A 22,944-nucleotide genomic window follows, 5' to 3' on the forward strand; every position below is an offset into this window, starting at 1 on the left:
GCGCCGCGCTTCAAGTCTTTGTTTTTATGCATGTCGTTGCCCCAAGCTCGGGGCCGCTTTTGGGCGACATGCATCAAAAATAGGTTCTCGGCTCGACAAGGTTCTTCTGCTGGCGAAGGTAGAAACAATAGAAGCCGAATGCGGCAGCGAGCCACATGAAGGCCTCGCCGATCGCCAGCCGGTTGTTCGAATTGCTGAGGACGGTGAGGGCGAAGAAGACCAACGTTGAGATGTAGCAGGGCCATACGGCCGGAGCGACAAGCTTGGCCCGCACGGCCAGCAGGACCTGCCTGGACGACCAGGTGTAGAGTAGGCCGAAGAACGCCAGCCCGACCACGCCGTAGCGCACGGCTATCTCCAGATAGCCGTTGTGGAAGACGTTGAAGATCATGGGGTGGTAGGTTCTGTTCTGCCATTCGGTGAGCCAGCTGGAACTGGCTCCGAAGATCGGGTGGCGTTTCCAGACCTCGATCGCATCGGCCCACAGCATCAGCCGTTCCCTGGCCGCTAAGGGAACCGTATTGCTGGCGATGGCGCGGTCGAAGGCCGGGAGGACGCCATGGCTGAGCGCATCCGAAACCAGGTTCTTGACGAAGATCATGGTGTCGCCGGCGGTGGACCAGAAGATATTGTGCATGGCGACGACGCTGGCAGCAACGATTGCCAGCACGCCGCCTCCGATCATCAGCTCGCGGCGATGGCCTCTCGCCAGCGTCATGATCGCCAGCAGAAGCAGGACGAGTGCGAGCGCAAGCCAGACGCCCTTCGACCGCAGCGCAATGATGTTGGCGAAGGCAAACAGCAGGACGGCTGTCGACAGCGCCCAGTGCAGGCTCCTGGATACCTTGTTCAGGTCCGTTCTTTGGGCCGTGTATGCCATGAATTGCAGCGTGCAAAGGAAGATGAAACCAGCCGCCACCGACGCGTGAATGGGATTGTTGAAAAGCCATGGCTCCGGTCTGGTTCCGTGAAGGATGTCCGAATAGCCGGTGTCCGCCGCCAGGAAGACAAGGCTGAGGATCATGAACCAGAGGACGAGCTGCCCAGGCCGCCTGACAAACAGCAAGAGCGCGAAGCCGGTCGTCGCATAAAACAGCGGAAACAGGTAGATGCCTTCGGCGGCACCCAACTGGTGGGTGCCGAAATAGACGATCGCCAGTCGGATGAAGACATAGAGCGACCAACCCAGGCAGAGCCCGCCGACCCATCCGATCAGTGGCTTGCTGTAGGTCCACAGGTCCCGTCTGAACCAGCGGATGGCCGCGACCGCGGCGAGTGCCATCCCCGCGAAGCGGTAAGTGTCAGCCTCGCGCCAGACTGCGGAGGCCATGGCGAGAATGGCGAATACCGCAAGGACCAGAAACACTGTGTAGCGCGGCGCGTCGGCCCTGGCATAATCCGGAATTTCGCGCGGCAAGGGCGGCCGCAGCAGGACGTGATGCAGGCGGCTCAACTCGTCCTTGGCCCGGAACGCCCCGGCGTCCAGCCGGCTCGGCCAGGCAAGCCGCGCGAATTTGTAGCTGCCCGAGGGGCCAGCTATGCCGGAAATCTTGCTGCTGGCGGCGAAGCCGAGCACGTTTTTGCGGACCGAATAGACTTTCAGGCCGGTATCCCAAAATCGTTCGAGTGCGACGTCCCACGGCATTTTCATCACCGCGAGCGCCGACAACAGCCCTTGCGCGCCCTCCCGCGTCACCAGATAGGCCGCGGCCGAGCCCTGCGGGCCATGCAGCGCGCGACCGATCTCGTCGCCTTCCGTCGTCTCGACGGCGCGCATGAAGAAGCTCATGCGATGGTTGTTTAGCTTGATGACGTCGAAATCCGGCACCGCGGCGATGATGGCCTGGATGCGCCGCATGGTGTTTTCGCTGAAGAGGACGTCGTCCTCTACAATCAGGCCATAGGCGCTGCCACCGGCCAGGAACGTTTCCAGCGCCTGGATGTGGCTGCGGTAACAGGCATATTCGCCGGGCAGAATGTCGCGCCCGCTCAACTTGCGCGCGGTTGGAAGATCGATCTCCGTCCAGTCCGCCTTGGCGAGCGCGCGGCCGTCGATAGCCGCAATGCGCTGCAAGGTCAGGCCGGCCGCTTCGGCGCTGGCGAGCAATTCGCTCCAGCGACCGGTCTCGCGATCGAGGTTGATGGCGAAGATGGGAAGGTTCATTGAAGTTCCATTTTGACCGCCACCCGTCTTGGTGGAATCTTCGATGACCTTGTATGGAAAAGAGAGAGATGTTCAAGGCTTATACTGTTGAGGCTATGTGCATGCTTTCGGACGGCCAGCTTGAAGAGATCGTCCGAGTTCGCGTGAGCCATCACATGGCCGCCACGCACCATGGTCGCTGAAAGGCAGTGCCGAGTGGCGGACAATGCACAAGCCCTCTGTGCATGACAATGAAACAGGTGATTGCGGCCAACGTACGATCAAAAAGCCGAAGAACACGATCGGACGCCAAATCGGAATCTATCGGCGCTCGGCGTTTCCTGCGGTTGGCTTGTCCGCAACGATTGACCCTAGCGCAACAAGGCCGGCGCGTCCGCTTGCGGGGGGGGCGGGACGGACGCGCCGACGTCACCAACAACGCCGAGCCATCTTTCTGACGGGCACGACCGCGGCGGGTACGCCGGCAGCCATGCCGTTGCCTCGCCGAGATGGTCTTGGGTTGTAGGTCCGGTCCGGAGGGTGGGACCGCCGTCAAAATTTAACATGGGCGCGAGTGACTTGGCTGTTCCGCACGGAACAGTCTCAACGGTCCCTGTCCCTGAGGTGAGGATTGTCGTGCAGGACCACGTTCAGGAGGGAGTTGTGAACCTCCAAATCTCCATTGTAATGGATGAACCCGAGCTTGCGGAACTTGTTCATGAAGGTACTAACGCGCGACCTGGTGGTTCCGACCATCTCCGCGAGCGTCTCCTGGCTTATCTTCGGGATGACAGGCTGAGGGCTCCCCTCCCTGCCAAAGTTTGCCATCAGAAGGAGCAACCTCGCCAGACGCTTCTCACTCGAATTGAAAAGCTGGTCTACCAGGTCCTCTTCGACGCGGGCGTTCCTCGCCAGCAAATAGGACATGAACATCTCTGAGAACTTCGGCTCCTCCCGAAGCACCCGCGTGATTGATGCTTTATCAAGCCGCGTAATGACGCTGTCCAACATCGCGGAAACTGTAGCCAACCGCAGCGGCTGGCCGGACAAGCAGCCTTCGCCGAAGAAGTCCCCGCTCTCATGGAGAGCGACGATCGCTTCCTTGCCCTGCTCCGATACGATGCAGACTTTGACCTTGCCCTTCTGGATGTAGAAGACGGCATCCGCCGGGTCGCCCTGCGAATAGACAGTCTCATTCTTGCGATACGTCGCCACGGTCCTCCCGCCGTCGACCGTATTGAGGAAGACGTTCACGTTGAATGGGCGCTTGTCGGTCCTGGCCACGACGGGTCTCAACTTCGGTAAGGGGATATTTTAGCGCAGGTCGCGCGTTAGGAAAATCACCTAGATTGATGACGGCAGCCGGTCCGGCGGCTGTCATGTCACAAGTGTGAACTGGACCACGCATCTTGGCCATTGGCCAATCGCTGCTGCCCTATTCGAGATGGGTGATGTTCCAGGCTGGACCCGGAAAAGTATGGCTGGGGCGCCAGGATTCGAACCTGGGAATGTCGGTACCAAAAACCGATGCCTTACCACTTGGCGACGCCCCAATTGCCGTCAGAGTCGCTTGTGCGGCGCGTTCTTAGCAGAGCAGCCGAAAAGCACAATCCTTATGAGCGACGATGGGAACGCCCAAAATGGGCAGGCAACGCAGCGCTGCCAGATGACATGCGATGGCTATTCGGCCCACACCGCCATCTCGTTTCCGGCCGGATCGACAAAGTGAAAGCGCCGGCCCCCGGGAAACGAGAAGATCGGCTTGACGATCGTGCCACCGGCACTTTCGACGGCGTCGAGTGTCGCTTCCAGATCCCTGCTGTAGAGCACGGGCAGCGGCTTGGCGGGGGCTTCCGCCGCGTCGGCCTGGAAGCCTCCGTCCAACCCCTCGGCAAAGGCTGAGTAGGTCGGTCCATAGTCGGTGAACGACCAGGCAAAGGCAGCGCTGTAGAAAGCCTTGAGCCGGTCCAGCGTTCCGCCGGTCGCCGGCATTTCCAGGTAATCGAGTTTTCCGTGTAGTTTCATGGCGCACCTTTGTTCCTGTTATGTTCTAGTCCAAAAGCTCCGGAATGGCAAGTCTTTTTGCCGCATCCTTGGACAGAGCTTTTGCTTAATCGATTGTAGCGGCCGCACAACTTTGCCGACGCCTTGCGTTTCGCACTGCAGCATCATATCGCTCGACAGTCGGACACGGCGGAACTTTCCGTTTCGCCAATCTTTCCAATCTCCTGCAACCGGAGAGCAAAGCATGACCAAATGGGTTTTCACCTTTGGCGATGGTGCGGCGGAAGGCCGTGCCGGCGACAGGAATCTGCTGGGTGGCAAGGGCGCCAATCTGGCCGAGATGTGCAGTCTGGGCCTGCCGGTGCCGCCCGGGTTCACCATCACCACCGAGGTCTGCAACGCTTACTACGCCAATGGCCGCACCTATCCGGCAGGGTTGGAAACGGATGTCGCGGTCGCGCTCGATCACATCGGACGGCTGACCGGCCGCCGGTTCGGCGATCCGTCGAAACTGCTGCTGGTCTCGGTGCGTTCCGGTGCCCGCGCCTCGATGCCCGGCATGATGGATACCGTGCTCAATCTCGGGCTGAACGACGAGACGGTGGAGGCGCTGGCCGCCGATTCGGGCGACGCGCGCTTTGCCTATGACAGCTACCGCCGCTTCATCCAGATGTATTCCGATGTCGTGATGGGCCTCGACCATGAGGTGTTCGAGGAAATCCTCGAAGACCAGAAGGGCGGGCTCGGCTATGAGCTTGACACCGAACTGACAGCTCTCGAATGGCAAGGCGTCATCGCGCTCTACAAGGCCAAGGTCGAGGAAGAACTCGGCAAGCCGTTTCCGCAGGATCCGCATGAGCAGCTGTGGGGCGCCATCGGCGCCGTGTTTTCGAGCTGGATGAACAACCGCGCCATCACTTACCGGCGCCTGCACGACATCCCCGAAAGCTGGGGCACGGCGGTCAACGTCCAGGCCATGGTGTTCGGCAATATGGGCGAAACCTCGGCCACCGGCGTTGCCTTCACCCGCAATCCGTCGACCGGCGAAAAGATGCTCTATGGCGAGTTCCTGGTCAACGCGCAGGGCGAGGACGTCGTCGCCGGCATCCGCACGCCGCAGAACATCACCGAGGCGGCGCGCATTGCCGCCGGATCGGACAAGCCGTCCTTGCAGAAGCTGATGCCGGACGCGTTCCAATCCTTCGTCACCATCTCCGACAGTCTGGAGAAGCACTACCGCGACATGCAGGACCTCGAATTCACCATCGAGCGCGGCAAATTGTGGATGCTGCAGACCCGCTCCGGCAAGCGCACCGCCAAGGCTGCGTTGAAGATCGCCGTCGAAATGGCAAGGGACAAGCTGATCACGAAGGAAGAGGCGGTCGCCCGCATTGATCCGGCCTCGCTCGACCAGCTGCTGCACCCGACCATCGATCCCAAGGCAGCGCGCGACGTCATCGGCGTCGGGCTGCCGGCCTCTCCCGGTGCCGCCACCGGCGAGATCGTCTTCTCCTCTGCTGACGCCGAGGAGTTGAAGACGCAAGGCCGCAAGGCGATCCTGGTGCGCATCGAAACCAGTCCTGAAGACATTCACGGCATGCATGCGGCCGAAGGCATCCTGACCACGCGCGGCGGCATGACCAGCCATGCCGCGGTCGTCGCCCGTGGCATGGGCAAACCTTGTGTGTCTGGCGCGGGCTCACTGCGCGTCGACTACAAGGCCGGCACGCTGATGGCGATGGGGTCGACCTTCCGCAAGGGCGACATCGTCACCATCGACGGCGGCAACGGCCAGGTGCTGAAGGGTGCGGTGCCGATGCTGCAGCCGGAACTGTCCGGCGATTTCGCCGCCATCATGGAGTGGGCGGACGCCGTTCGCCGCATGAAGGTGCGCACCAATGCCGAAACGCCGCTCGATGCGCGCATGGCGCGCTCCTTCGGCGCCGAAGGCATCGGGCTTTGCCGCACCGAGCACATGTTCTTCGATGGCGACCGCATCGTCGCCATGCGCGAGATGATCCTGGCCGACACCGAGAAGGACCGGCGCACGGCACTCGCCAAGCTGCTGCCGATGCAGCGCTCGGATTTCCTCGAACTGTTCGAGATCATGGCAGGCCTGCCGGTGACGATCCGCCTGCTCGATCCGCCGCTGCACGAATTCCTGCCGAAGACCGAGGAGGAGGTGGCCGAGGTTGCCGCCGCCATGAAGGTGTCGCCCGACAAGCTCCGCCAGCGCACTGACGCGCTGCATGAATTCAACCCGATGCTCGGTCATCGCGGCTGCCGGCTTGCGGTTTCGTACCCGGAGATCGCCGAGATGCAGGCGCGCGCCATTTTCGAGGCCGCAGTCGAGGCGGGCAAGAAGGCCGGCGCACTTGTCGTTCCCGAAATCATGGTGCCGCTGGTCGGCCTGGTGAAGGAACTCGACTACGTCAAGGCGCGCATCGATGCCGTCGCCAAAAGTGTCATGGAGGAAACCGGCGTCAAGATCGACTATTTGACTGGAACCATGATTGAACTCCCACGCGCGGCGATCCGCGCCCATGTCATCGCCGCTACGGCCGAATTCTTCTCCTTCGGCACCAATGACCTGACCCAGACCACATTCGGCATCTCGCGCGACGATGCGGCCTCGTTCCTGGAGACCTACCGCCAGAAGGGCATCATCGATCAGGATCCGTTCGTCTCCCTCGACATCGACGGGGTTGGCGAACTGGTGCGCATGGCTGCCGAAAAGGGCAGGGCGACACGGCCCGACATCAAGCTCGGCATCTGTGGTGAACATGGCGGCGATCCGGCCTCGATTCGGTTTTGCGAAGAGGTCGGCCTCGACTACGTGTCCTGCTCGCCCTATCGCGTGCCGATTGCGAGGTTAGCGGCCGCGCAGGCGGCGGTGCTGGTTGCGAAAGCAATTCCCGGAAAAGTGTGAAGCAGTTTCCGTCCGAATTGCGTCAAAGCAAAGAGCTGGAGCAATTCCAGGAAAAGTGTGATACGCTTTTGCTTCCGGAATTGCGTCAAAGCAAAGGAGATTCGCCGTTTCCGTGAACGGTGAATTGCTCTAAGGCCGGCCGCGGATAGGATCCATCCGGTCGAGCTTACCGTTTTGTAAAGCAATTCACACGAACGTGCTGACGGCATTGCGTAATCATTGCGTAATTTCGACATCCCGCCAATTGTCCTGGGAAACAGATGTTGCAGACTGCACCCGCGCCGATTCGCTCGATCCTGGTCATTCAGACGAAGTACATTGGAGATCTCGTTCTCGCCTCGGTGCTCTCAGAAAACCTGCGGCTCGAATTCCCCGATGCCAGGCTGGTGTTTCTGTGCGACGATCGCTTCGCGAGCTTCGTAGTCGCCCATGACATTGCCTCCGAGGTGGTCACGTTCAAGCGTGCCCACCTGCGCGGCACCCCCCTGCAGCGCGGCAAAGAGCTTTACGCCGTCGTGCGGGCGCTGCGCCGTTTCCATTTCGACCTGACGATCGACCTGACCGATTCAAAGACGTCACGCATGCTCACCGGGCTGGTCAATGCAAAGACCCGTGTCGGCTACAATCCCACCGAGAGGCCATTGCGTCTGCTGGAGCGGCAGCCCGCCAACGTGTTTGCCAAGCCATTTGGCTTTGGTGAAGAACATTTCGTCTACCGCTATCTTTCGCCGCTCCAGGCGCTTGGCGTCCGTCTCCATGTGACGGTTCCAAACCTCCAACCGCTCCCGCCCGAGACGTCAAATGCGTTGGCGCTGCTGGGCAAGCATCATCTTCATCCAAACGCTTTCATCGCCGTGCACGCCGGCGCAAGCTTCGAAGGGCGACGTTGGCAGCCGGAGCGGTTTGCTGAGGCGATTGGCGAGATTGCCGGCGAAACCGGTTTGGACGTCGTTCTGGTGGGCGGTCCGGACGAGCGGGAGATTGCCGAACGCATCGTCGCCAGGACAGCATCGCCCGTCGTCAATCTCGTTGGAGCGCTGTCGCTTGAGACGTTGCTGGCGGTGCTGAAACAGGCCCGGCTGTTTCTCGGCAATGAGAGCGGCCCGATGCACATGGCGGCTGCAGCCGGAATCCCGGTTGTCGGGCTGTTCGGCTTGACGCCGCCGTCGCAGTGGGGTCCGGTCGGCGTGCCCAATATCGCGCTTCAACCGCCGATGCCTTGCGACTGCGTGGCCAGCGACCGTTGCGGCTGGCCGGATTTCGGCAGGGCCTACTGCGTCTGGCGACTGGAGGTCAAACCAGTCGTCGATGCGGTGCGCGAACTCCTTTCGCGCACCGACGTGAAGCTCGAACGCGCCATCTGAGTTCATGCGTCGCGCGGACAACGGCCATCGCTGGTCGCGGAACAAGCCGCTCACACCGCGGACAGTCAAATTGTCGCGCCGGGCGCTTTTCTGCTATGCACCATCCCGATTTTCGCCTTCTTGCGGGTCTTGGGATGCCTGCTGGAAAGCACCGGTCGGGAATTCGGTTTGATGCGCCTGCTGCAAAAAAGTCTCTGCATGATCGCCATGTCGTTGGCCGTGGTGTCCAGCGGCCATGCCGCGCCGCTTGTCGAGCCGACATTGCACATCAGGCCGGAGGCAAGCGGAGCCGGCCGCGTTGCGCTCACGCTCGATGCCTGCGGTGGACAGACCGACACCCGGATCCTTTCGGCGCTGGTCGAAAACAAGATCCCCGCCACCATTTTCGTGACCGGCATCTGGCTGAAGCGAAATGCCGCCGCGGTCGAAATCATGCGGGCGCATCCCGACCTGTTCGAACTGGAAAACCACGGCGGCCATCATATCCCGGCTGTCGACACGCCGCAGAAAATCTACGGCATCCGCAGCGCCGGCAGCCCTGACGCCGTGCTGGCCGAGGTCCAGTCGGGTGCCGCCGCCCTTGCCAAGACAGGCGAGCCGGCGCCGAAATGGTTTCGTGGCGCGACCGCCGAATACAGCCCGTCGGCAATCGCCATGATCCGCAAGCTTGGCTTCAAGATCGCGGGATTCTCGATAAACGGCGACGGCGGCTCATTGCTCGGCGCCAGGGAAACCGCGCGGCGCATCGCGGCGGCCAAGGACGGCGACGTCATTATCTCGCACATCAACCAGCCGACCCATGCGGCCGGCGAAGGCGTGGTGCAGGGGCTTCTGGCGCTCAAGGCCAAGGGCCTGACCTTCGTGCGGCTCGACGATGCCGACGGCTTCGGCAATCACGGCACCACGGACTAGAGCAATTCCAGGAAAAGTGTGAAACGGTTTTCCGTCCGGAATTGCGTCAAAACAAAGAGTTAGAGCCGTTCGCCGTTTCAGTGAAACGGTGAACTGCTCTAGGTGCGTTGATATTCGGGTGATGTCGGCCCGACCTGACTCTCGATGGACCTGAGAGGCAAGTCGAAATGCTCAGCCCGCTTTTGCTTCGATGCTGACCTTGCTGGCGTAGAATGCGCCGTGGTCGCGGATTTCAGCCATTTCGTCGAAAGGCTGCTCATAAGCCCACATCGCGTTCTGGCCGGTCTCGCCCGCAGGCAGCACGCTCCAATAGCTGGCATCGCCCTTGTAGGGACAGTGGGTCGAATGTTCCGTGCTGCTGAGCTTGCCGAAATCGATGTCGGCGAACGGAATGTAGAAGGCCGCGGGATAGGGGGGCTCGGTCAGCACCTTGGCCTTCGTCGATGAAGCTATGACCGTGTCTCCGACACGCACCGTAACGGTGCCGACATAAGGCTCGATGGCGATGACCTTGTCGGGATTGCGTTGGAAACCGGGTGCCGGGTTGACGATCTGATCCATGCGGGTTCTCCTTGCCTGGGCTTTAAGGTGTGTCACGCAAACGCCTTGCGCAAGGCCTGCTGTCGCCACGCAACACGCAAACCATTAGCCCAGGCCGGGTGCAGGCCCTATCACGGTTTCGAAGATTGCCTGAGATGGTCAGGCGGCGGTCTTGAACGCATCCATAAGCCCGGCATAGGCGGCTGCGATACCGGCCACCGGATTGCTGCTTCTCGATGTGGTCTCGACCTTCAGGGGGCCGCCACCGGTTGGCAAGGTGAGCAGCAGCAACTGACGATTGCCACCGTCGCCGATCGATGCGGCCGCGACGTGCTGGCCTTCGCCTTCGTTCTGGACGCACATCTTGAACAGCAGTGTGCCGCCGACCGCTTCCAGCGCGCCGCCGACAACTTCAACAAATTCATCTTCGGAAACAGTCTTTGTATCAGGGCCCAGATCGGCCAGACTTTCGGCAAGCGTATTCTCAAGGGACTTGTCGTCGAGCTGCGCGTCCATGCGAACCTCTTTCAGTCGCCAATCGCCCCTTGCCCGTTAACGAACCTTAACGCCGACGATGGCCGGATTGTGGCGGTCTTGTCCGTCATGCCGATCAATGCTGGGCTTGCCGGTGCTGGTGGCTGGACAATCCGCCGGTTCGCTCCACAATGGCACGAAAAGCACGACGCAAAGCGCGGGGGAGGAACGAATGCTGGGACTGATGCAGGAATGGCCGCTGCTTTGCCACAAGCTCATCGACAATGCCGAGCGCCAGCATGGCGTGCGCGAGATCGTGTCGCGCTCGATCGAGGGGCCGATCGTGCGCACCAGCTATGCGGACATCCATCGCCGCGCCCTGAAGGTCGCCCAGCGGCTGGAACGCGACGGCTATCGCCTGGGCGACCGCATCGCCACACTCGCGTGGAACACGGCGCGCCACATCGAGGCCTGGTACGGCATCATGGGCATCGGCGCCATCTACCATACGCTCAATCCGCGCCTGTTTCCCGAGCAGATCGTCTGGATCATGAACAATGCCGAGGACAAGGCTGTCTTCGTCGACCTGACCTTCGTGCCCTTGCTCGAAAAGATCGCCGGCGCCGTCAAGTCGCTGAAACAGGTGATCGTGCTGACCGACAAGGCGCACATGCCGCAGACGACCCTGCCGAATGTGGTTGCCTATGAAGAATGGCTTGACGAGGCGGATGGCGACTTCGCCTGGAAGACCTTCGACGAAGGCACGGCTGCCGGCATGTGCTACACGTCGGGGACCACGGGCGATCCGAAGGGCGTCGTCTACAGCCACCGCTCGAACGTGCTGCACGCCATGATCGCCGCCATGCCTGACGCCATGGGGCTGTCGGCACGCGATACGATCTTGCCGGTCGTGCCGATGTTCCACGCCAATGCCTGGGGCCTTGGCCAGAGCGGGCCGATGATCGGCGCCAAGCTGGTCATGCCCGGCTGCAAGATGGACGGCGCCTCGATCTATGAATTGCTCGACACCGAGAAGGTGACCTTCAGCGCTGCCGTGCCGACCGTCTGGATGATGCTGCTGCAGTATCTGGAGGAGACCGGCAAGAAGCTTCCCTATCTGAACAAGGTCGTCATCGGCGGCTCGTCCTGCCCGCGCGCGATCATGACCAAGTTTCAGCAGAACTACGATGTCCAGGTCATCCACGCCTGGGGCATGACCGAAATGTCGCCGCTCGGCACGTTGTGCACCTTGAAGCCGGACTATGCCGGTCTCCAGGGCGAAGCCCGGCTCGACGTCCAGCAGAAACAGGGCTACCCGCCCTTCGGCGTCGAAATGAAGGTGACCGACGACCACGACAACGCGCAGCCGTGGGATGGCAAGACATTTGGCCGCTTGAAGGTGCGTGGACCGGCCGTTGCCCGCGCCTACTATGGCGGTGTTGGCTCGGAGCAGTTCGACGAGGACGGCTGGTTCGACACCGGCGACGTCGCCCACATCGACGCCGGCGGCTATATGCAGATCACCGATCGCGCCAAGGACGTCATCAAGTCCGGCGGCGAATGGATTTCGACCATCGATCTCGAGAACCTGGCTGTCGGTCACCCCGATGTCGCCGAGGCAGCAGCCATCGGCGTCCATCATTCGAAGTGGGGCGAGCGGCCGTTGCTGGTCGTTGTTCGCAAGCCGGGCAAGGAACCGACCAAGGCCGACATTCTCGACTTCATGGATGGCAAGGTCGCCAAATGGTGGATGCCGGACGATGTCGCCTTCGTCGGCGAAATACCGCACACCGCCACCGGCAAGATCCAGAAGATCACCTTGCGTCAGCAATTCCGGGACTATCGCTTGCCGACGGATTGACGGGAATGTTGCGTCTTTCGGCTTCAAGCCGCCAGCAAAAGGTTCTAGAGCAATTCCGGGAATTGCGTCAAAACAAAGAGATAAGGCGGTTTGTCGTTTCCGTGAAACGACGAACCGCTCTAAGTCTCCGTTCGGGTTGGGGTGGTGCGGCAATCGATGGCAAGTATTCCTGAACGGCAGACCTCGAAGGCGGCCGGATGGTCGCGACGCACGGCCGCCTTTTCGGCAGTGCTGCTGCTGACCGCTTTCGTCGGCCATCGCTTCGACCTCGTCGAAACGCCTATCTTCCTGTGGGTGATGGGTATTGTGGCGCTGCTGGCGGCCCTGGCGCTGTTGTTTGCCGGGTTTGCCTTTTCGCGGCTGTGGAACTTCGGCGACCTTGGCGGTCGTGACCTGACAGTCGGCGCCTTGCTGGCGCTGCTGGTGCTCGCACCCTATGGCGTTGCCGCCTACTGGGCGACGATCTATCCGCAGCTCAGGGATATCTCGACGGATTTCGACAATCCACCCGCGCTCGACGTGAGCGACCGGACCAAAGACATGAACGTGCTCTCCCCATCCACGCCTGGCGAACAGCGGCTGCAGACGGAGAGCTATCCGCTGGTCAGCGCACGCAGCTACGACCTGCCGTTCGACACCGTCGTAGATGCCGTCGAAACCGTGCTCGACCGGCGCGATTGGGACCTTTCCGAGCCCTATCCAGACCTCAGGGGGCAAACCGAGGTGACGATTACCGCAGTGGCCAAGGGCTTTGTCCTTGGTCTTCCCGCCGACGTCGCGATCCGCGTGGCCGACGACGGCGACACGATCATCGTCGACATGCGGTCGGCCTCTCGCTACGGCCGCTTTGACCTCGGCGACAATGCCGCGCATATCGTCGATTTCCTCGCCGAACTCGACCAGGAAGTCGCCGGTCAGGTTGGCGCGGCTCCGGCCGAATGAAGGCCTATCTGGCCGGCGTGAAATTGCCGTCAATGGCTGGTGCGGCGTTGGTCACGACCAGGCCGCGTTCCACCAGGTCCTCGAGATGGGCAAGCACCGACAATCCAGCAGCGCCATGCAGCCGCGGGTCGGTATCGCGATAGATCGCCTTGACCATGTCCACGATCGTCCGATCGCCGGCTCTGACCCGCTCCAGGATGGCGCGCTCGCGCATCTTGCGATGCGTCTTCAACCCGCGCATGAAACGGCGCGGTGCGGTCACCGGCCCGCCATGTCCCGGCAGCAGCAGGCGGTCCCCGCGTTCGATCAGCCGGTCCAGCGAGGCCATATAGTCGGCCATCGCCCCATCCGGCGGCGCGACGATCGACGTCGCCCATGCCATGACATGATCGGCCGAAAACAGGATCCCGCTTCCTTCCAACGCGAATGTCGCGTGATTGGCGGTGTGGCCCGGGGTCAAAATCGTCCTGATCGACCAGCCGTCGCCGTCGACCACCCTGTCGTCGGGCAATGCGATATCGGGAACGAAAGCAGTGTCGGCACTGGCGTCGAGCGCGTTAGTCTCGCCGATATGCAGGGGTCTTGCAGGGCGATGCGGTCCTTCCGCCAGCACGGCGGCGCCAGTGCGCTCTTTCAGCCGGGCCGCCAGCGGGGAATGGTCGCGGTGCGTGTGGCTGACGAAGATATGGCTGACCGGCCGGCCTGCGATCACATCGAGCAGGGTTTGCAGATGCGCCTCGTCGTCCGGCCCAGGATCGATCACCGCCAGCGTATCGCGGCCAACGATGTAGCTGTTGGTGCCGTGAAAGGTGAAGGGGCTTGGATTGCGGGCGGTGATGCGCTGGATATCAGGCGCGACGCTCACCGCCTTGCCATAGACGGGATCGAAGCCGGTTTCGAATTTGAGAGCCATGGCAGATGCATCGATGCCTTGTTCGAGGAGACGGCAAAACCGATTGCCGCATAACACACAAGCCAATATAGGAGAACGCGAGGCCGCGAACATGAGATAGCGGCAATCGGATTGGGGAAATACGATGGCAATTGCAACAACGATGCGTCCGCTTGTGTCTCTGGCTTTGCCGCAAGAGGGCGCGGCGCGGCTGGCAACGCAGCTTTTCCTGGCGATCGCCGGAACGCTGCTGCTGACCCTGTCGGCCAAGACCAAGGTGATGCTCGGGCCGGTCGACATTTCGATGCAGACGCTGGCCGTGTTGCTGATCGCCGCTGCCTTCGGGATGCGTCTGGGTGTCGCCACCTTGCTGCTCTACTTGGCAGAGGGCGCAATGGGCTTTCCCGTCTTCCAGAGCACCCCGGAAAAGGGTATCGGCATTGCTTACATGCTCGGCTCGACCGGCGGCTATCTCTTGGGTTTCGTGGCCATGGCGGTGATTGTCGGCTGGGCCGCCGACCGGGGCTGGGACCGTCATCCGGTCAAGCTTTTCAGCGCGATGCTGGTTGCCGAAGTCGTCATGATGGCGATGGGCTTTGCCTGGCTGGCGCTGCTGATCGGTCCCGAAAAGGCGTGGCAGTTCGGCGTCGTGCCATTCATCGTCGGCGATCTGATCAAGGTTGCCCTGGCGGCAAGCCTGGTGCCGGCCGTGTGGTCGCTCCTGAAGCGCTCCTGAACCCCGGGAGAGATCGAGGACTGGACGGGCGCTTCTGATGAAGGTCCTGGTCACCGGCGCCGCCGGCTTTATCGGCTGTCACGTATCGAAGCGCCTGCTGGAGCGCGGCGACGAGGTTGTCGGCATCGATAGCGTCAACAGCTACTATGATCCGAAGATCAAGGAGGCGAGGCTGCGGCTGCTGGAGGAAGCCAGCCGCAAGACCAATGCGAGCTATCATTTCATCCGCGGCAATCTCGCCGACAAAGGCGTGGTCGATGGTTGCTTTGCCAACCACACGTTTGACCGGGTGATCCATCTCGCCGCCCAGCCAGGGGTTCGCTACAGCCTGGAAAACCCGCATGCCTATGTCGAAAGCAACATCATCGCCTACACCAACATGCTCGAGGCCTGCCGCAGCAGCGCCGTTGCGCATTTGACCTATGCCAGCACCTCGAGTGTCTACGGCGCCAACACCGACATGCCGTTTTCCGAGCATCGGCCGGCCGATCATCCGCTGCAGTTCTACGCCGCGACCAAGCGCGCCAATGAGCTGATGGCGCATAGCTACAGCCATTTGTTCAGGTTGCCGACGACCGGGCTTCGCTTCTTTACGGTGTATGGTCCCTGGGGGCGTCCGGACATGGCGCTTTTCCTGTTCACCAGAAGCATTCTTGCCGGCGAGCCGATCAAGCTGTTCAACAACGGCAACCACACGCGCGACTTCACCTATGTCGATGACATCGCAGAAGGCGTCGTCCGGGCCAGCGATAGCCCGGCTGTCGGCAATGCAGCCTGGGACTCCAGCCGTCCGGATCCGGCCACCAGCAGCGCCCCCTGGCGCATCTTCAACATCGGCAACAGCAAACCGGTGAAGCTGACCGCCTATGTCGAGGCGCTGGAAAGCGCGCTTGGCAGGAAAGCCATTATCGAAATGCTGCCGCTGCAGGCCGGCGACGTGCCCGATACCTTTGCCGACACATCGGCGCTGGAGCAGGCGGTCGGCTACCGCCCGGTGACGACGGTTGCCGATGGGGTAGGGCGGTTTGTGGACTGGTACCGGGCGTACTTTGGACTGACCTAGCGGAGGCGCGCCTGGCGCGCCAATAGTACGGTTGTTTGTCGATCGCCGAGATTGACAAGCCATTGCATGGAACCTAAGCACGAGCGCGGTTTATGTCAGGGCTGGGGGTTTAGGCATGTCAAGGAGAACTTCTTGAAAGGAATTATCCTTGCTGGAGGCAGCGGTACGCGGCTCTATCCGCTAACGTTGGCAGTCTCCAAGCAAATCCTCCCGATATACGACAAGCCGATGATCTATTATCCGCTGAGCGTTTTGATGCTCGCGGGTATCCGCGAGATTCTGATCATTTCAACGCCGCGTGATCTGCCGGTTTTCCGCGAGTTGCTTGGCGACGGATCGGAGTTCGGGCTTGATTTGTCCTACGCCGAGCAACCGCAACCCAACGGACTTGCGGAAGCCTTCATCATCGGCCGGAATTTCATCGGCAAGGACAGCGTGTCGATGATCCTCGGCGATAACATCTATTTCGGCGAAGGCCTGTCGCAGCTCTGCCGTGCAGCGGCATCGCGCGAGACGGGGGCTTCCGTGTTCGCCTATCATGTCGAAGATCCCCAGCGTTACGGTGTCGTTTCCTTCGACAAGGTCACCGGAACCGCCCTGACGATCGAGGAAAAGCCAAACAATCCGAAATCCAACTGGGCCGTCACCGGCCTCTATTTCTATGACAACGATGTCGTTGACATTGCCCCGGCGATCCGGCCTTCGGCGCGTGGCGAACTTGAGATCACGGCGGTCAACAATGTCTATCTTGAGCGTGGTCAGTTGCATGTGCATCGATTGGGGCGTGGCTATGCCTGGCTCGACACCGGCACCCACGACAGCTTGCACGAAGCGTCTTCGTTCGTGCGCACGATCGAACATCGCCAGGGCATAAAGGTTGCCTGCCCGGAGGAAATCGCCTTCGAACAGGGCTGGCTGACGGCGGACGATGTCCTCCAGCGCGCCACCCGCCTGGGAAAAAACGAGTATGCCGTCTATCTGCGTCGGCGCGTTGTCGAGCGGTTGGAGGAGTAAATGCTGGAGGTCAGGTCCCTTGGCATCGAAGGCGTTCTGGAAATCATTCCGAAACGACATGGCGATGCGCGTGGTTTCTTCGTCGAAACCTATCATGCCGAGCGCTTTTCACAGGCCGGCATAGGCTTGAGTTTCGTCCAGGACAATCAGTCCTATTCCGCCGCGGCGGGCGTTCTGCGCGGGCTGCACTACCAGCTTGCGCCGCGAGCCCAGGACAAGCTGCTGCGTGTCGTCCGGGGTGCGCTACTGGACGTGGCGGTCGACATTCGTCGCAGCTCGCCAACGTTCGGAAAATGGGTTGCGCTCGAAATTACCGCCGAAAAGGGCAACCAGATTCTGGTGCCGAAGGGCTTTGCGCATGGCTTCGTGACGCTCGTGCCGGACACCGAAGTCTTGTACAAGGTGACCGATACCTATTCGCCCGAGCACGACCGCTCGATCCGTTTCGACGATCCTGCCATCGGCATCGAATGGCCGTCATTGGCTGGCGGATTCCAGCTTTCGGACAAGGACCTCAAGGCGCCGGTGTTGGCCGCCGCCGAAGTGTTCGCCTGATGGGTTGCATGAGGACAGCAACATGAATTTTCTAGTGACAGGCGGTGCCGGCTTCATCGGTTCTGCGGTGTGCCGGCATCTGTGCGCCAACCCGGCCTATCGCGTGACCAATCTCGACAAGCTTACCTACGCGGGCAATCTGGCCTCGCTGCGGCCGATCGAGAATGCCCACAATTACCGCTTCGCTCATGCCGATATCTGTGACGAGAGGGCGGTGCTCGACATTCTGCATCGGGACGAAATCGACATCGTCATGAACCTTGCTGCCGAAAGCCATGTCGACCGATCGATCGACGGACCTGGCGCCTTCATCGAGACCAACATCGTCGGCACCTATAAGGTGCTGAATGCTACGCTGGAATATTGGCGCGGCCTTCCTGACGATAGGAAAAGCCGCTTCCGCTTCCATCATGTCTCGACCGACGAAGTGTTCGGCGACCTTCCTTTCGATGGCGGTCTTTTCGTCGAGGAAACGCCCTATGCGCCGTCCTCGCCCTATTCCGCTTCGAAGGCGGCGTCGGACCATCTGGTGCGGGCCTGGCACGAAACCTATGGCCTGCCGGTGGTGCTTTCAAATTGTTCGAACAACTACGGGCCCTATCACTTTCCCGAGAAGCTGATCCCGCTGGTCATCCTCAATGCGCTCGACGAAAAAACGCTGCCGGTCTATGGCGCCGGCGCCAATGTGCGCGACTGGCTGTTCGTCGAGGACCATGCGCGTGCGCTGGAGCTGGTTGCCACCAAGGGCACGCCAGGCGAGAGCTACAATGTCGGTGGCAATTCGGAGCGCACCAACCTGGGCGTCGTCGAGACGATCTGCGATCTGCTCGACATCAGGCGTCCTCGGGCCGGCGGCAAGAGCTATCGCGATCTGATCTCTTTCGTCACCGATCGTCCAGGCCATGACCGCCGCTATGCCATCGACGCCTCCAAGATTGGTCGCGAGCTTGGCTGGGCGCCGAAGGAGAATTTCGACAGTGGCCTGGCGAGAACCGTGGACTGGTTTATCGAGAACAAGTGGTGGTGGGGGCCGATCCGCGAAGAGCGCTATGCAGGTGAGCGATTGGGCGAAGCGCGCAAGGGGGCCGCGTGAGGCTCGTTGTCACCGGGCGCGAAGGCCAGGTCGCGTTAAGCCTTCTGGAGGCCGGCCAGAGGCACGCCGGCGTGGAAGTCATCGCAATTGGCCGTCCGGAGCTCGACCTGGCAAAGCCCGACACCGTCATCGACATCATTGCGGCCGCGGAGCCGGATATCGTCGTGTCGGCTGCCGCGTACACCGCCGTGGATCAGGCCGAGGATGAGCCCGATCTGGCGTTTGCGGTGAACGCTGTCGGCGCCGGCAAGGTGGCCGAAGCCGCAGCGCAGCTTGGCATTCCCGTCATTCATCTTTCGACCGACTATGTCTTCGATGGCAGCGCTTCCGGTGCCTATGTCGAAACCGACGCAACCGCACCGCGCAGCGTCTATGGTGCCTCCAAGCTCGCCGGCGAACAGGCGGTGGCAGCCGCCAATCCGCGCCATCTGATCCTGCGCACGGCTTGGGTCTACAGCCCGTTCGGCAAGAATTTCGTCAAGACCATGCTGCGGCTTGCCGCCGACCGGGATGAGATCTCGGTGGTCGCCGATCAGTGGGGAAATCCCACCTCCGCGCTCGATATCGCCGACGCAGTCCTGCATGCGGCGGCGACGCTGCATGGCAACAAGAGCTTCGCTGCGTTCGGTGTCTATCATCTGGCTGGCACGGGCGAGGCCAACTGGAGCGGCTTTGCCCGCCATATCCTGGACACAAGCCGAGTGTCCGGTGGCCCTTGGGCGCGAGTACGGGACATTGCTACGAAGGACTACCCGACCAAGGCGCGACGCCCCGCCAATTCCCGGCTATCAAGCGCGAAATTCGCCTCCGTCTTCGGATGGAATGCGCCTGACTGGCGGCAATCGACTGAAGCGGTGGCGCGTCGTGTCCTGGTCTGAAAGACGGGATGGGCTTGAGGCATGAAGAAGGACCTATCGCCGAAAGACATGCGCGATGCAGAGGCCGCCTCACAGGCGGTCGACCCAGACGCGGTCGGCCCCGAGGCAGTCGGCCCCGAGGCGGTCGGTGACATCCCGGCGACTGTTCGGACCGAGGCGCATGCCATGCCGGTCAATGCGCACGCGCCTTCGCTTCACGACCTGTACAATGTCCATAGCGGCAAAGTGTCGGACAAATGGTCTAGCTATCTGGATGCATATGACCGCGTTTTTGTGGACTATCGGAAGAAGCCGGTTCGACTCCTGGAAATTGGCGTCCAAAACGGTGGTTCTCTCGAAATCTGGCCGCGATATTTCCCGAATTCGGAACTCATTCTTGGCTGCGATATCGACACGGCCTGCAGCGGTCTGGTCTTCGACGATCAAAAGATTGCTTTGGTCATCGGGGATGCCAATACTGATGAGGTAGAAAGAAAAATTGTTGCGAAATCCGCGACATTCGACATCATAATCGATGACGGATCGCATACATCGTCAGACATAGTGCGCTCTTTCGCCCGTTATTTCCCTCATCTTTCTGATGGCGGGGTTTTCATAGCGGAAGATTTGCATTGCAGCTACTGGCAGGAATTCGAAGGCGGTCTCTATGATCCGCTTTCGTCGATGTCGTTCTTCAAGCGCCTGCTCGATGTGGTCAACCATGAGCATTGGGGACTGCCCCGCTTTCGGGCGGATGCCCTAGCCACGTTCTCCGACAGGTATAAGACCGTATTCGGGGAAGCCTCGCTGGCCTCCATTCATTCCGTCGAGTTTTTGAACTCGCTCTGCATTGTGACCAAGCGTCCAAGTCCGGAAAATGTTCTTGGGACTCGCAATGTGCAAGGCCGGATCGCGCTCGCCGAGAGGGAAATGATTTCTCTTGCCGGCACGACAAGCAAAGCGTTCGATCAAGCCGCAAATCCATGGTCTCTGGTGTCGACGACCATGGAAGAGGAAATCGGGACCAACAGGGCGTTGGTGACGAGCCGCGCGGCGCGGATAGAGGAACTCACCCGCGAGGTAGCTGTGATACGCGAACAACTCCGGAGCGGTCGCGCCCAGATCGCACGTATGGAGGCGGATCTCGTCGAGAGAGCCGAAGAGATATCGGCCGCGCACGCGACTGCGAGTGTGTTGCAGACCGAGATAGCGCGTGCGCAAGCGGTGACGACTGAGCTCCAGGCAAGAATAGAGCAAAGTGAACGGGTCGTTCAAGAATTCAAGGACTCAACGAGTTGGCGAATAACCAGCCCTCTGCGAGCGCTCTCTGCGATTGTCACGCGGTTGCTGAGAAGGATCGCCGCAGTTTTTCGTTGAAAGCGAAATTCAATTGGAGAGAGGCGGGCTCTGCTCTTGGCCTCTCCATCTGAAATCCGTTTCTTCAGAACAGGGGCAACATCAAGCCGCCGGATATGCTTTCTCATTCATGCGACGGCTGATCGTTCCAGTCGCGCCAACTTGTGGCGTTTGAGACGCACACCGGACCTATCCGGCGGTCCGCTTGCCAAGTCGTCGAATTTTTGTTGCGCAGTCTGGCGGTGTGTGCGAGGTGCCACCTACGCCAACGCAAGGGCAATACGCAGCAAACGCAGGACTAATGTCGGCCACCGTTCGCACCCTCTCTGTCAGCCGTTCAACCTCCGCTTTCGCGATTGCGTTTGTTGGTCCGGTCGCGGTGTTCGTGGTTGCGCTCCTGCTCACGGTGCAGGCGAGAGGTGTTCCGGATAACGACTATTGGGGCATTCTCCCTTCGATGGTCGGATCGCTGGACGGGGTACCGACGCTGAGGGATCTGTATGTAACGGCAAACGAGCATATTATTGCCGGCGCAAAACTGTTTTATCTGCTGAATTTTCACCTTACCCAAGGGGACAATATCGGGCTGTCGGTCACTGTTGTCGCGTTCTCCCTTCTTATAGCGTTGGTTTTTTCGGGCGCATTGTCGCTCTTTGCGCGATCCTGGTTTGAAGCATTTGTCGTCGGGATAGCCGTGTCGGTGTTCGTATTCAGTCCGCTTGCCGCACACAATTTCTTCGTTGGCATGAGTGGAGTAGCCTGGATCGGCGCAAATCTCTTCACCGTGCTGGCTGTATTGGCTTTTTGGCAGTCGACCGAAAAAGACATGCCGATAGGTTATGTGGCTGCGATCGCATTGGCCGTTTTTGCCACGCAATTTTACAGCACGGGCCTGACCGCAGTGTGTGTGATCGGCATCCAAGGATTTTGCACTGCCAAAACACGGCGGCTCGGCATCTTGATTTTCGCGGCGGGCTTGGCCCTCGTGATTTTTGTCGCGATGAATCAGAAAGTCCCCGATTATCACGCCGCACGCAGTTTCGATCCAATTGGGATTTCGCTGTTTTGCCTGACATTCATTGGTGGCGGCATCGTAACAACCGAAGCAGCCGCAATTCCGCTGGGCGCAATCGGAATCGCAGCGGCCGCTTTGATCGTTGGGTTTTGCCTTTTGCGGCCTGGCGAAAGCAGGTACCGATCAGCCTTCTGGATTGCGATCATGGCCTATGCCGTCATGTCGGGCGTGCTGGCCGCTATTGGTCGATCGAATATGGGAGGAGACGCGGCAGCCTTAGCCAGCAGATATGCAACCCTTCCGGCGCTTTTTTGGGTCGGACTGTTTGGAGCTGTTTCGTGTCTGGTGTGGCAAGTTGATTTCAAGCGTCGTCTGTCGATCGCCATATTCGCGGCGGTAGCCGCACTGATCGTCGTCAACGGCATGCCGAGGCTGAATGACGCTCTTGTCAGGGCTGAAGGAAAAGATCTCGCAACACTGGCATTGTCGCTCGGCGTCAAAGACCCCGACTTGATGCGATACGTTACGTTGGCTGGGGTCGATTACTATAATGTCGAAGACAATCTGAAGAAATTCAATCACGTCCCGTTCAACGGGAGGGACTTCGGCTGCCCCTCGCTCGGCGCCGGGCTGGCAATCCCCACCCAGCCGAACAGCTTGACGGGCTACATTGATGCCGTGTCCAAAATAGAAGATCCGCAGTGGGGACGCGTCTCCGGTTGGGTCGCGGACACCTCGAACAAGTGGCCCCCACTGCTGGGCAGCGATATTCTTACCACCTACCGCTGCATTGCCTTCGTTGACGGCACGGGAACAGTCGTGGGGTTGGGATTGGGAGGAGCGCATCGGCCGGACGTGGCGAAGTTCCTCGGGCGAGGGCGTGACGACTATGGCTGGAGTGGCTACGTCGATCTTCGACGTGTGCCGGCTAGCCCTGCTTCTCGATCGATATATGCAGTTTTGCTTACGCCGTCCGGGTGGACGAGATTGCAGGCACCTGGGGTTGGATTTCAGTTTTGAAAAATACCTATGTAAGCGTCGTCAGATTCGCCCGGAAAGCAGCTGAGGGCTGCGGATTGCTTGCGGCGTTGGAGCGGTCGAACAACCGCTCTGCTCTCTGGATCAGAAGTCTGTTCGGCATATACGACAGCGCTGACCTGGTTCGGCTTGACATGCCGTGGTGGACATTCTCCG

The 22,944-nt window shown here is 60.7% G+C and carries 19 protein-coding genes and 1 tRNA gene; 13 read left to right on the forward strand and 7 right to left on the reverse strand.

Annotation, left to right across the window (positions count from 1 at the left end; all coding sequences use genetic code 11):
- Positions 1-73 precede the first annotated feature (73 nt).
- The 4 genes from CGZ66_RS38800 to CGZ66_RS38815 form a co-directional block, all read right to left on the reverse strand.
- The gene (locus tag CGZ66_RS38800; RefSeq protein ID WP_095091957.1) at positions 74-2,164 is read right to left on the reverse strand and encodes an O-antigen ligase family protein; all 2,091 of its coding nucleotides are present in this window, start codon (positions 2,162-2,164) and stop codon (positions 74-76) included.
- Positions 2,165-2,746: 582 nt separating this feature from the next.
- Entirely contained in the window at positions 2,747-3,427 is a 681-nt protein-coding gene (locus tag CGZ66_RS38805) for a Crp/Fnr family transcriptional regulator (RefSeq protein ID WP_095091958.1), read from the reverse strand.
- Between the two features lie 194 nt (positions 3,428-3,621).
- Positions 3,622-3,696: transfer RNA gene (locus CGZ66_RS38810), tRNA-Gln, on the reverse strand.
- Positions 3,697-3,823: 127 nt separating this feature from the next.
- The gene (locus CGZ66_RS38815) at positions 3,824-4,168 is read right to left on the reverse strand and encodes a VOC family protein (protein ID WP_095091959.1); all 345 of its coding nucleotides are present in this window, start codon (positions 4,166-4,168) and stop codon (positions 3,824-3,826) included.
- 223 nt (positions 4,169-4,391) lie between these two features.
- Here CGZ66_RS38815 and ppdK point away from each other — a divergent pair, with 223 nt between their 5' ends.
- The 3 genes from ppdK to CGZ66_RS38830 all read left to right on the forward strand — a co-directional run bounded on the left by ppdK (position 4,392) and on the right by CGZ66_RS38830 (position 9,352).
- Positions 4,392-7,076 carry a pyruvate, phosphate dikinase gene (gene ppdK, locus CGZ66_RS38820; RefSeq protein ID WP_095091960.1) on the forward strand — a complete coding sequence of 895 codons (2,685 nt, stop codon included), beginning with the start codon at positions 4,392-4,394 and terminating at the stop codon, positions 7,074-7,076.
- Positions 7,077-7,336: 260 nt separating this feature from the next.
- Positions 7,337-8,440, forward strand: a complete 1,104-nt coding sequence (locus CGZ66_RS38825) for a glycosyltransferase family 9 protein (protein WP_095091961.1) — start codon at positions 7,337-7,339, stop codon at positions 8,438-8,440.
- Between the two features lie 171 nt (positions 8,441-8,611).
- On the forward strand, positions 8,612-9,352 hold the full coding sequence (locus CGZ66_RS38830; protein ID WP_095091994.1) for a polysaccharide deacetylase family protein: 741 nt from the start codon (positions 8,612-8,614) through the stop codon (positions 9,350-9,352).
- A gap of 171 nt (positions 9,353-9,523) precedes the next feature.
- Here the strand turns inward: CGZ66_RS38830 and CGZ66_RS38835 are convergent, their stop codons facing one another.
- Both CGZ66_RS38835 and CGZ66_RS38840 read right to left on the reverse strand, forming a co-directional pair.
- Positions 9,524-9,913 carry a DUF427 domain-containing protein gene (locus tag CGZ66_RS38835; protein WP_095091962.1) on the reverse strand — a complete coding sequence of 130 codons (390 nt, stop codon included), beginning with the start codon at positions 9,911-9,913 and terminating at the stop codon, positions 9,524-9,526.
- Positions 9,914-10,051: 138 nt separating this feature from the next.
- Entirely contained in the window at positions 10,052-10,408 is a 357-nt protein-coding gene (locus CGZ66_RS38840) for a hypothetical protein (RefSeq protein WP_095091963.1), read from the reverse strand.
- Between the two features lie 190 nt (positions 10,409-10,598).
- Here CGZ66_RS38840 and CGZ66_RS38845 point away from each other — a divergent pair, with 190 nt between their 5' ends.
- Positions 10,599-12,227, forward strand: a complete 1,629-nt coding sequence (locus tag CGZ66_RS38845; protein ID WP_095091995.1) for a fatty-acid--CoA ligase — start codon at positions 10,599-10,601, stop codon at positions 12,225-12,227.
- Positions 12,228-12,383: 156 nt separating this feature from the next.
- Positions 12,384-13,169, forward strand: coding sequence for a DUF1499 domain-containing protein (locus CGZ66_RS38850; protein ID WP_095091964.1), 786 nt, complete (start codon positions 12,384-12,386; stop codon positions 13,167-13,169).
- Between the two features lie 4 nt (positions 13,170-13,173).
- Here the strand turns inward: CGZ66_RS38850 and CGZ66_RS38855 are convergent, their stop codons facing one another.
- A complete protein-coding gene (locus tag CGZ66_RS38855) occupies positions 13,174-14,082 on the reverse strand; it encodes an MBL fold metallo-hydrolase (protein WP_095091965.1) in 909 nt (302 codons plus the stop codon).
- A 124-nt stretch (positions 14,083-14,206) separates the two neighbouring features.
- On the opposite strand from CGZ66_RS38855, the gene CGZ66_RS38860 reads away from it, so the two are divergent.
- The 8 genes from CGZ66_RS38860 (at position 14,207) to CGZ66_RS38895 (ending at position 22,770) form a co-directional block, all read left to right on the forward strand.
- Positions 14,207-14,797, forward strand: coding sequence for a biotin transporter BioY (locus CGZ66_RS38860; protein ID WP_095091966.1), 591 nt, complete (start codon positions 14,207-14,209; stop codon positions 14,795-14,797).
- 37 nt (positions 14,798-14,834) lie between these two features.
- Positions 14,835-15,860 carry an NAD-dependent epimerase gene (locus tag CGZ66_RS38865; protein ID WP_095091967.1) on the forward strand — a complete coding sequence of 342 codons (1,026 nt, stop codon included), beginning with the start codon at positions 14,835-14,837 and terminating at the stop codon, positions 15,858-15,860.
- Positions 15,861-15,992: 132 nt separating this feature from the next.
- On the forward strand, positions 15,993-16,874 hold the full coding sequence (rfbA, locus tag CGZ66_RS38870) for a glucose-1-phosphate thymidylyltransferase RfbA (RefSeq protein ID WP_095091968.1): 882 nt from the start codon (positions 15,993-15,995) through the stop codon (positions 16,872-16,874).
- Positions 16,875-17,429: a dTDP-4-dehydrorhamnose 3,5-epimerase gene (gene rfbC / locus CGZ66_RS38875; RefSeq protein WP_095091969.1), complete on the forward strand. Its 555-nt coding sequence runs from the start codon at positions 16,875-16,877 to the stop codon at positions 17,427-17,429.
- Positions 17,430-17,451: 22 nt separating this feature from the next.
- Positions 17,452-18,522 carry a dTDP-glucose 4,6-dehydratase gene (gene rfbB, locus CGZ66_RS38880; protein WP_095091970.1) on the forward strand — a complete coding sequence of 357 codons (1,071 nt, stop codon included), beginning with the start codon at positions 17,452-17,454 and terminating at the stop codon, positions 18,520-18,522.
- A complete protein-coding gene (gene rfbD, locus CGZ66_RS38885) occupies positions 18,519-19,400 on the forward strand; it encodes a dTDP-4-dehydrorhamnose reductase (protein ID WP_095091971.1) in 882 nt (293 codons plus the stop codon). Before rfbB ends, rfbD begins: the two co-directional genes overlap by 4 nt.
- Before the next feature lie 21 nt (positions 19,401-19,421).
- Positions 19,422-20,756 (forward strand): class I SAM-dependent methyltransferase, encoded by a 1,335-nt coding sequence (locus CGZ66_RS40500; RefSeq protein ID WP_206073852.1) that lies wholly within the window; start codon positions 19,422-19,424, stop codon positions 20,754-20,756.
- Positions 20,757-21,036: 280 nt separating this feature from the next.
- Positions 21,037-22,770, forward strand: a complete 1,734-nt coding sequence (locus tag CGZ66_RS38895) for a hypothetical protein (RefSeq protein ID WP_143748965.1) — start codon at positions 21,037-21,039, stop codon at positions 22,768-22,770.
- Positions 22,771-22,944: the final 174 nt, after the last annotated feature.

The sequence above is a fragment of the Mesorhizobium sophorae genome (genome assembly GCF_002270415.1).
Lineage (GTDB): Bacteria > Pseudomonadota > Alphaproteobacteria > Rhizobiales > Rhizobiaceae > Mesorhizobium > Mesorhizobium sophorae.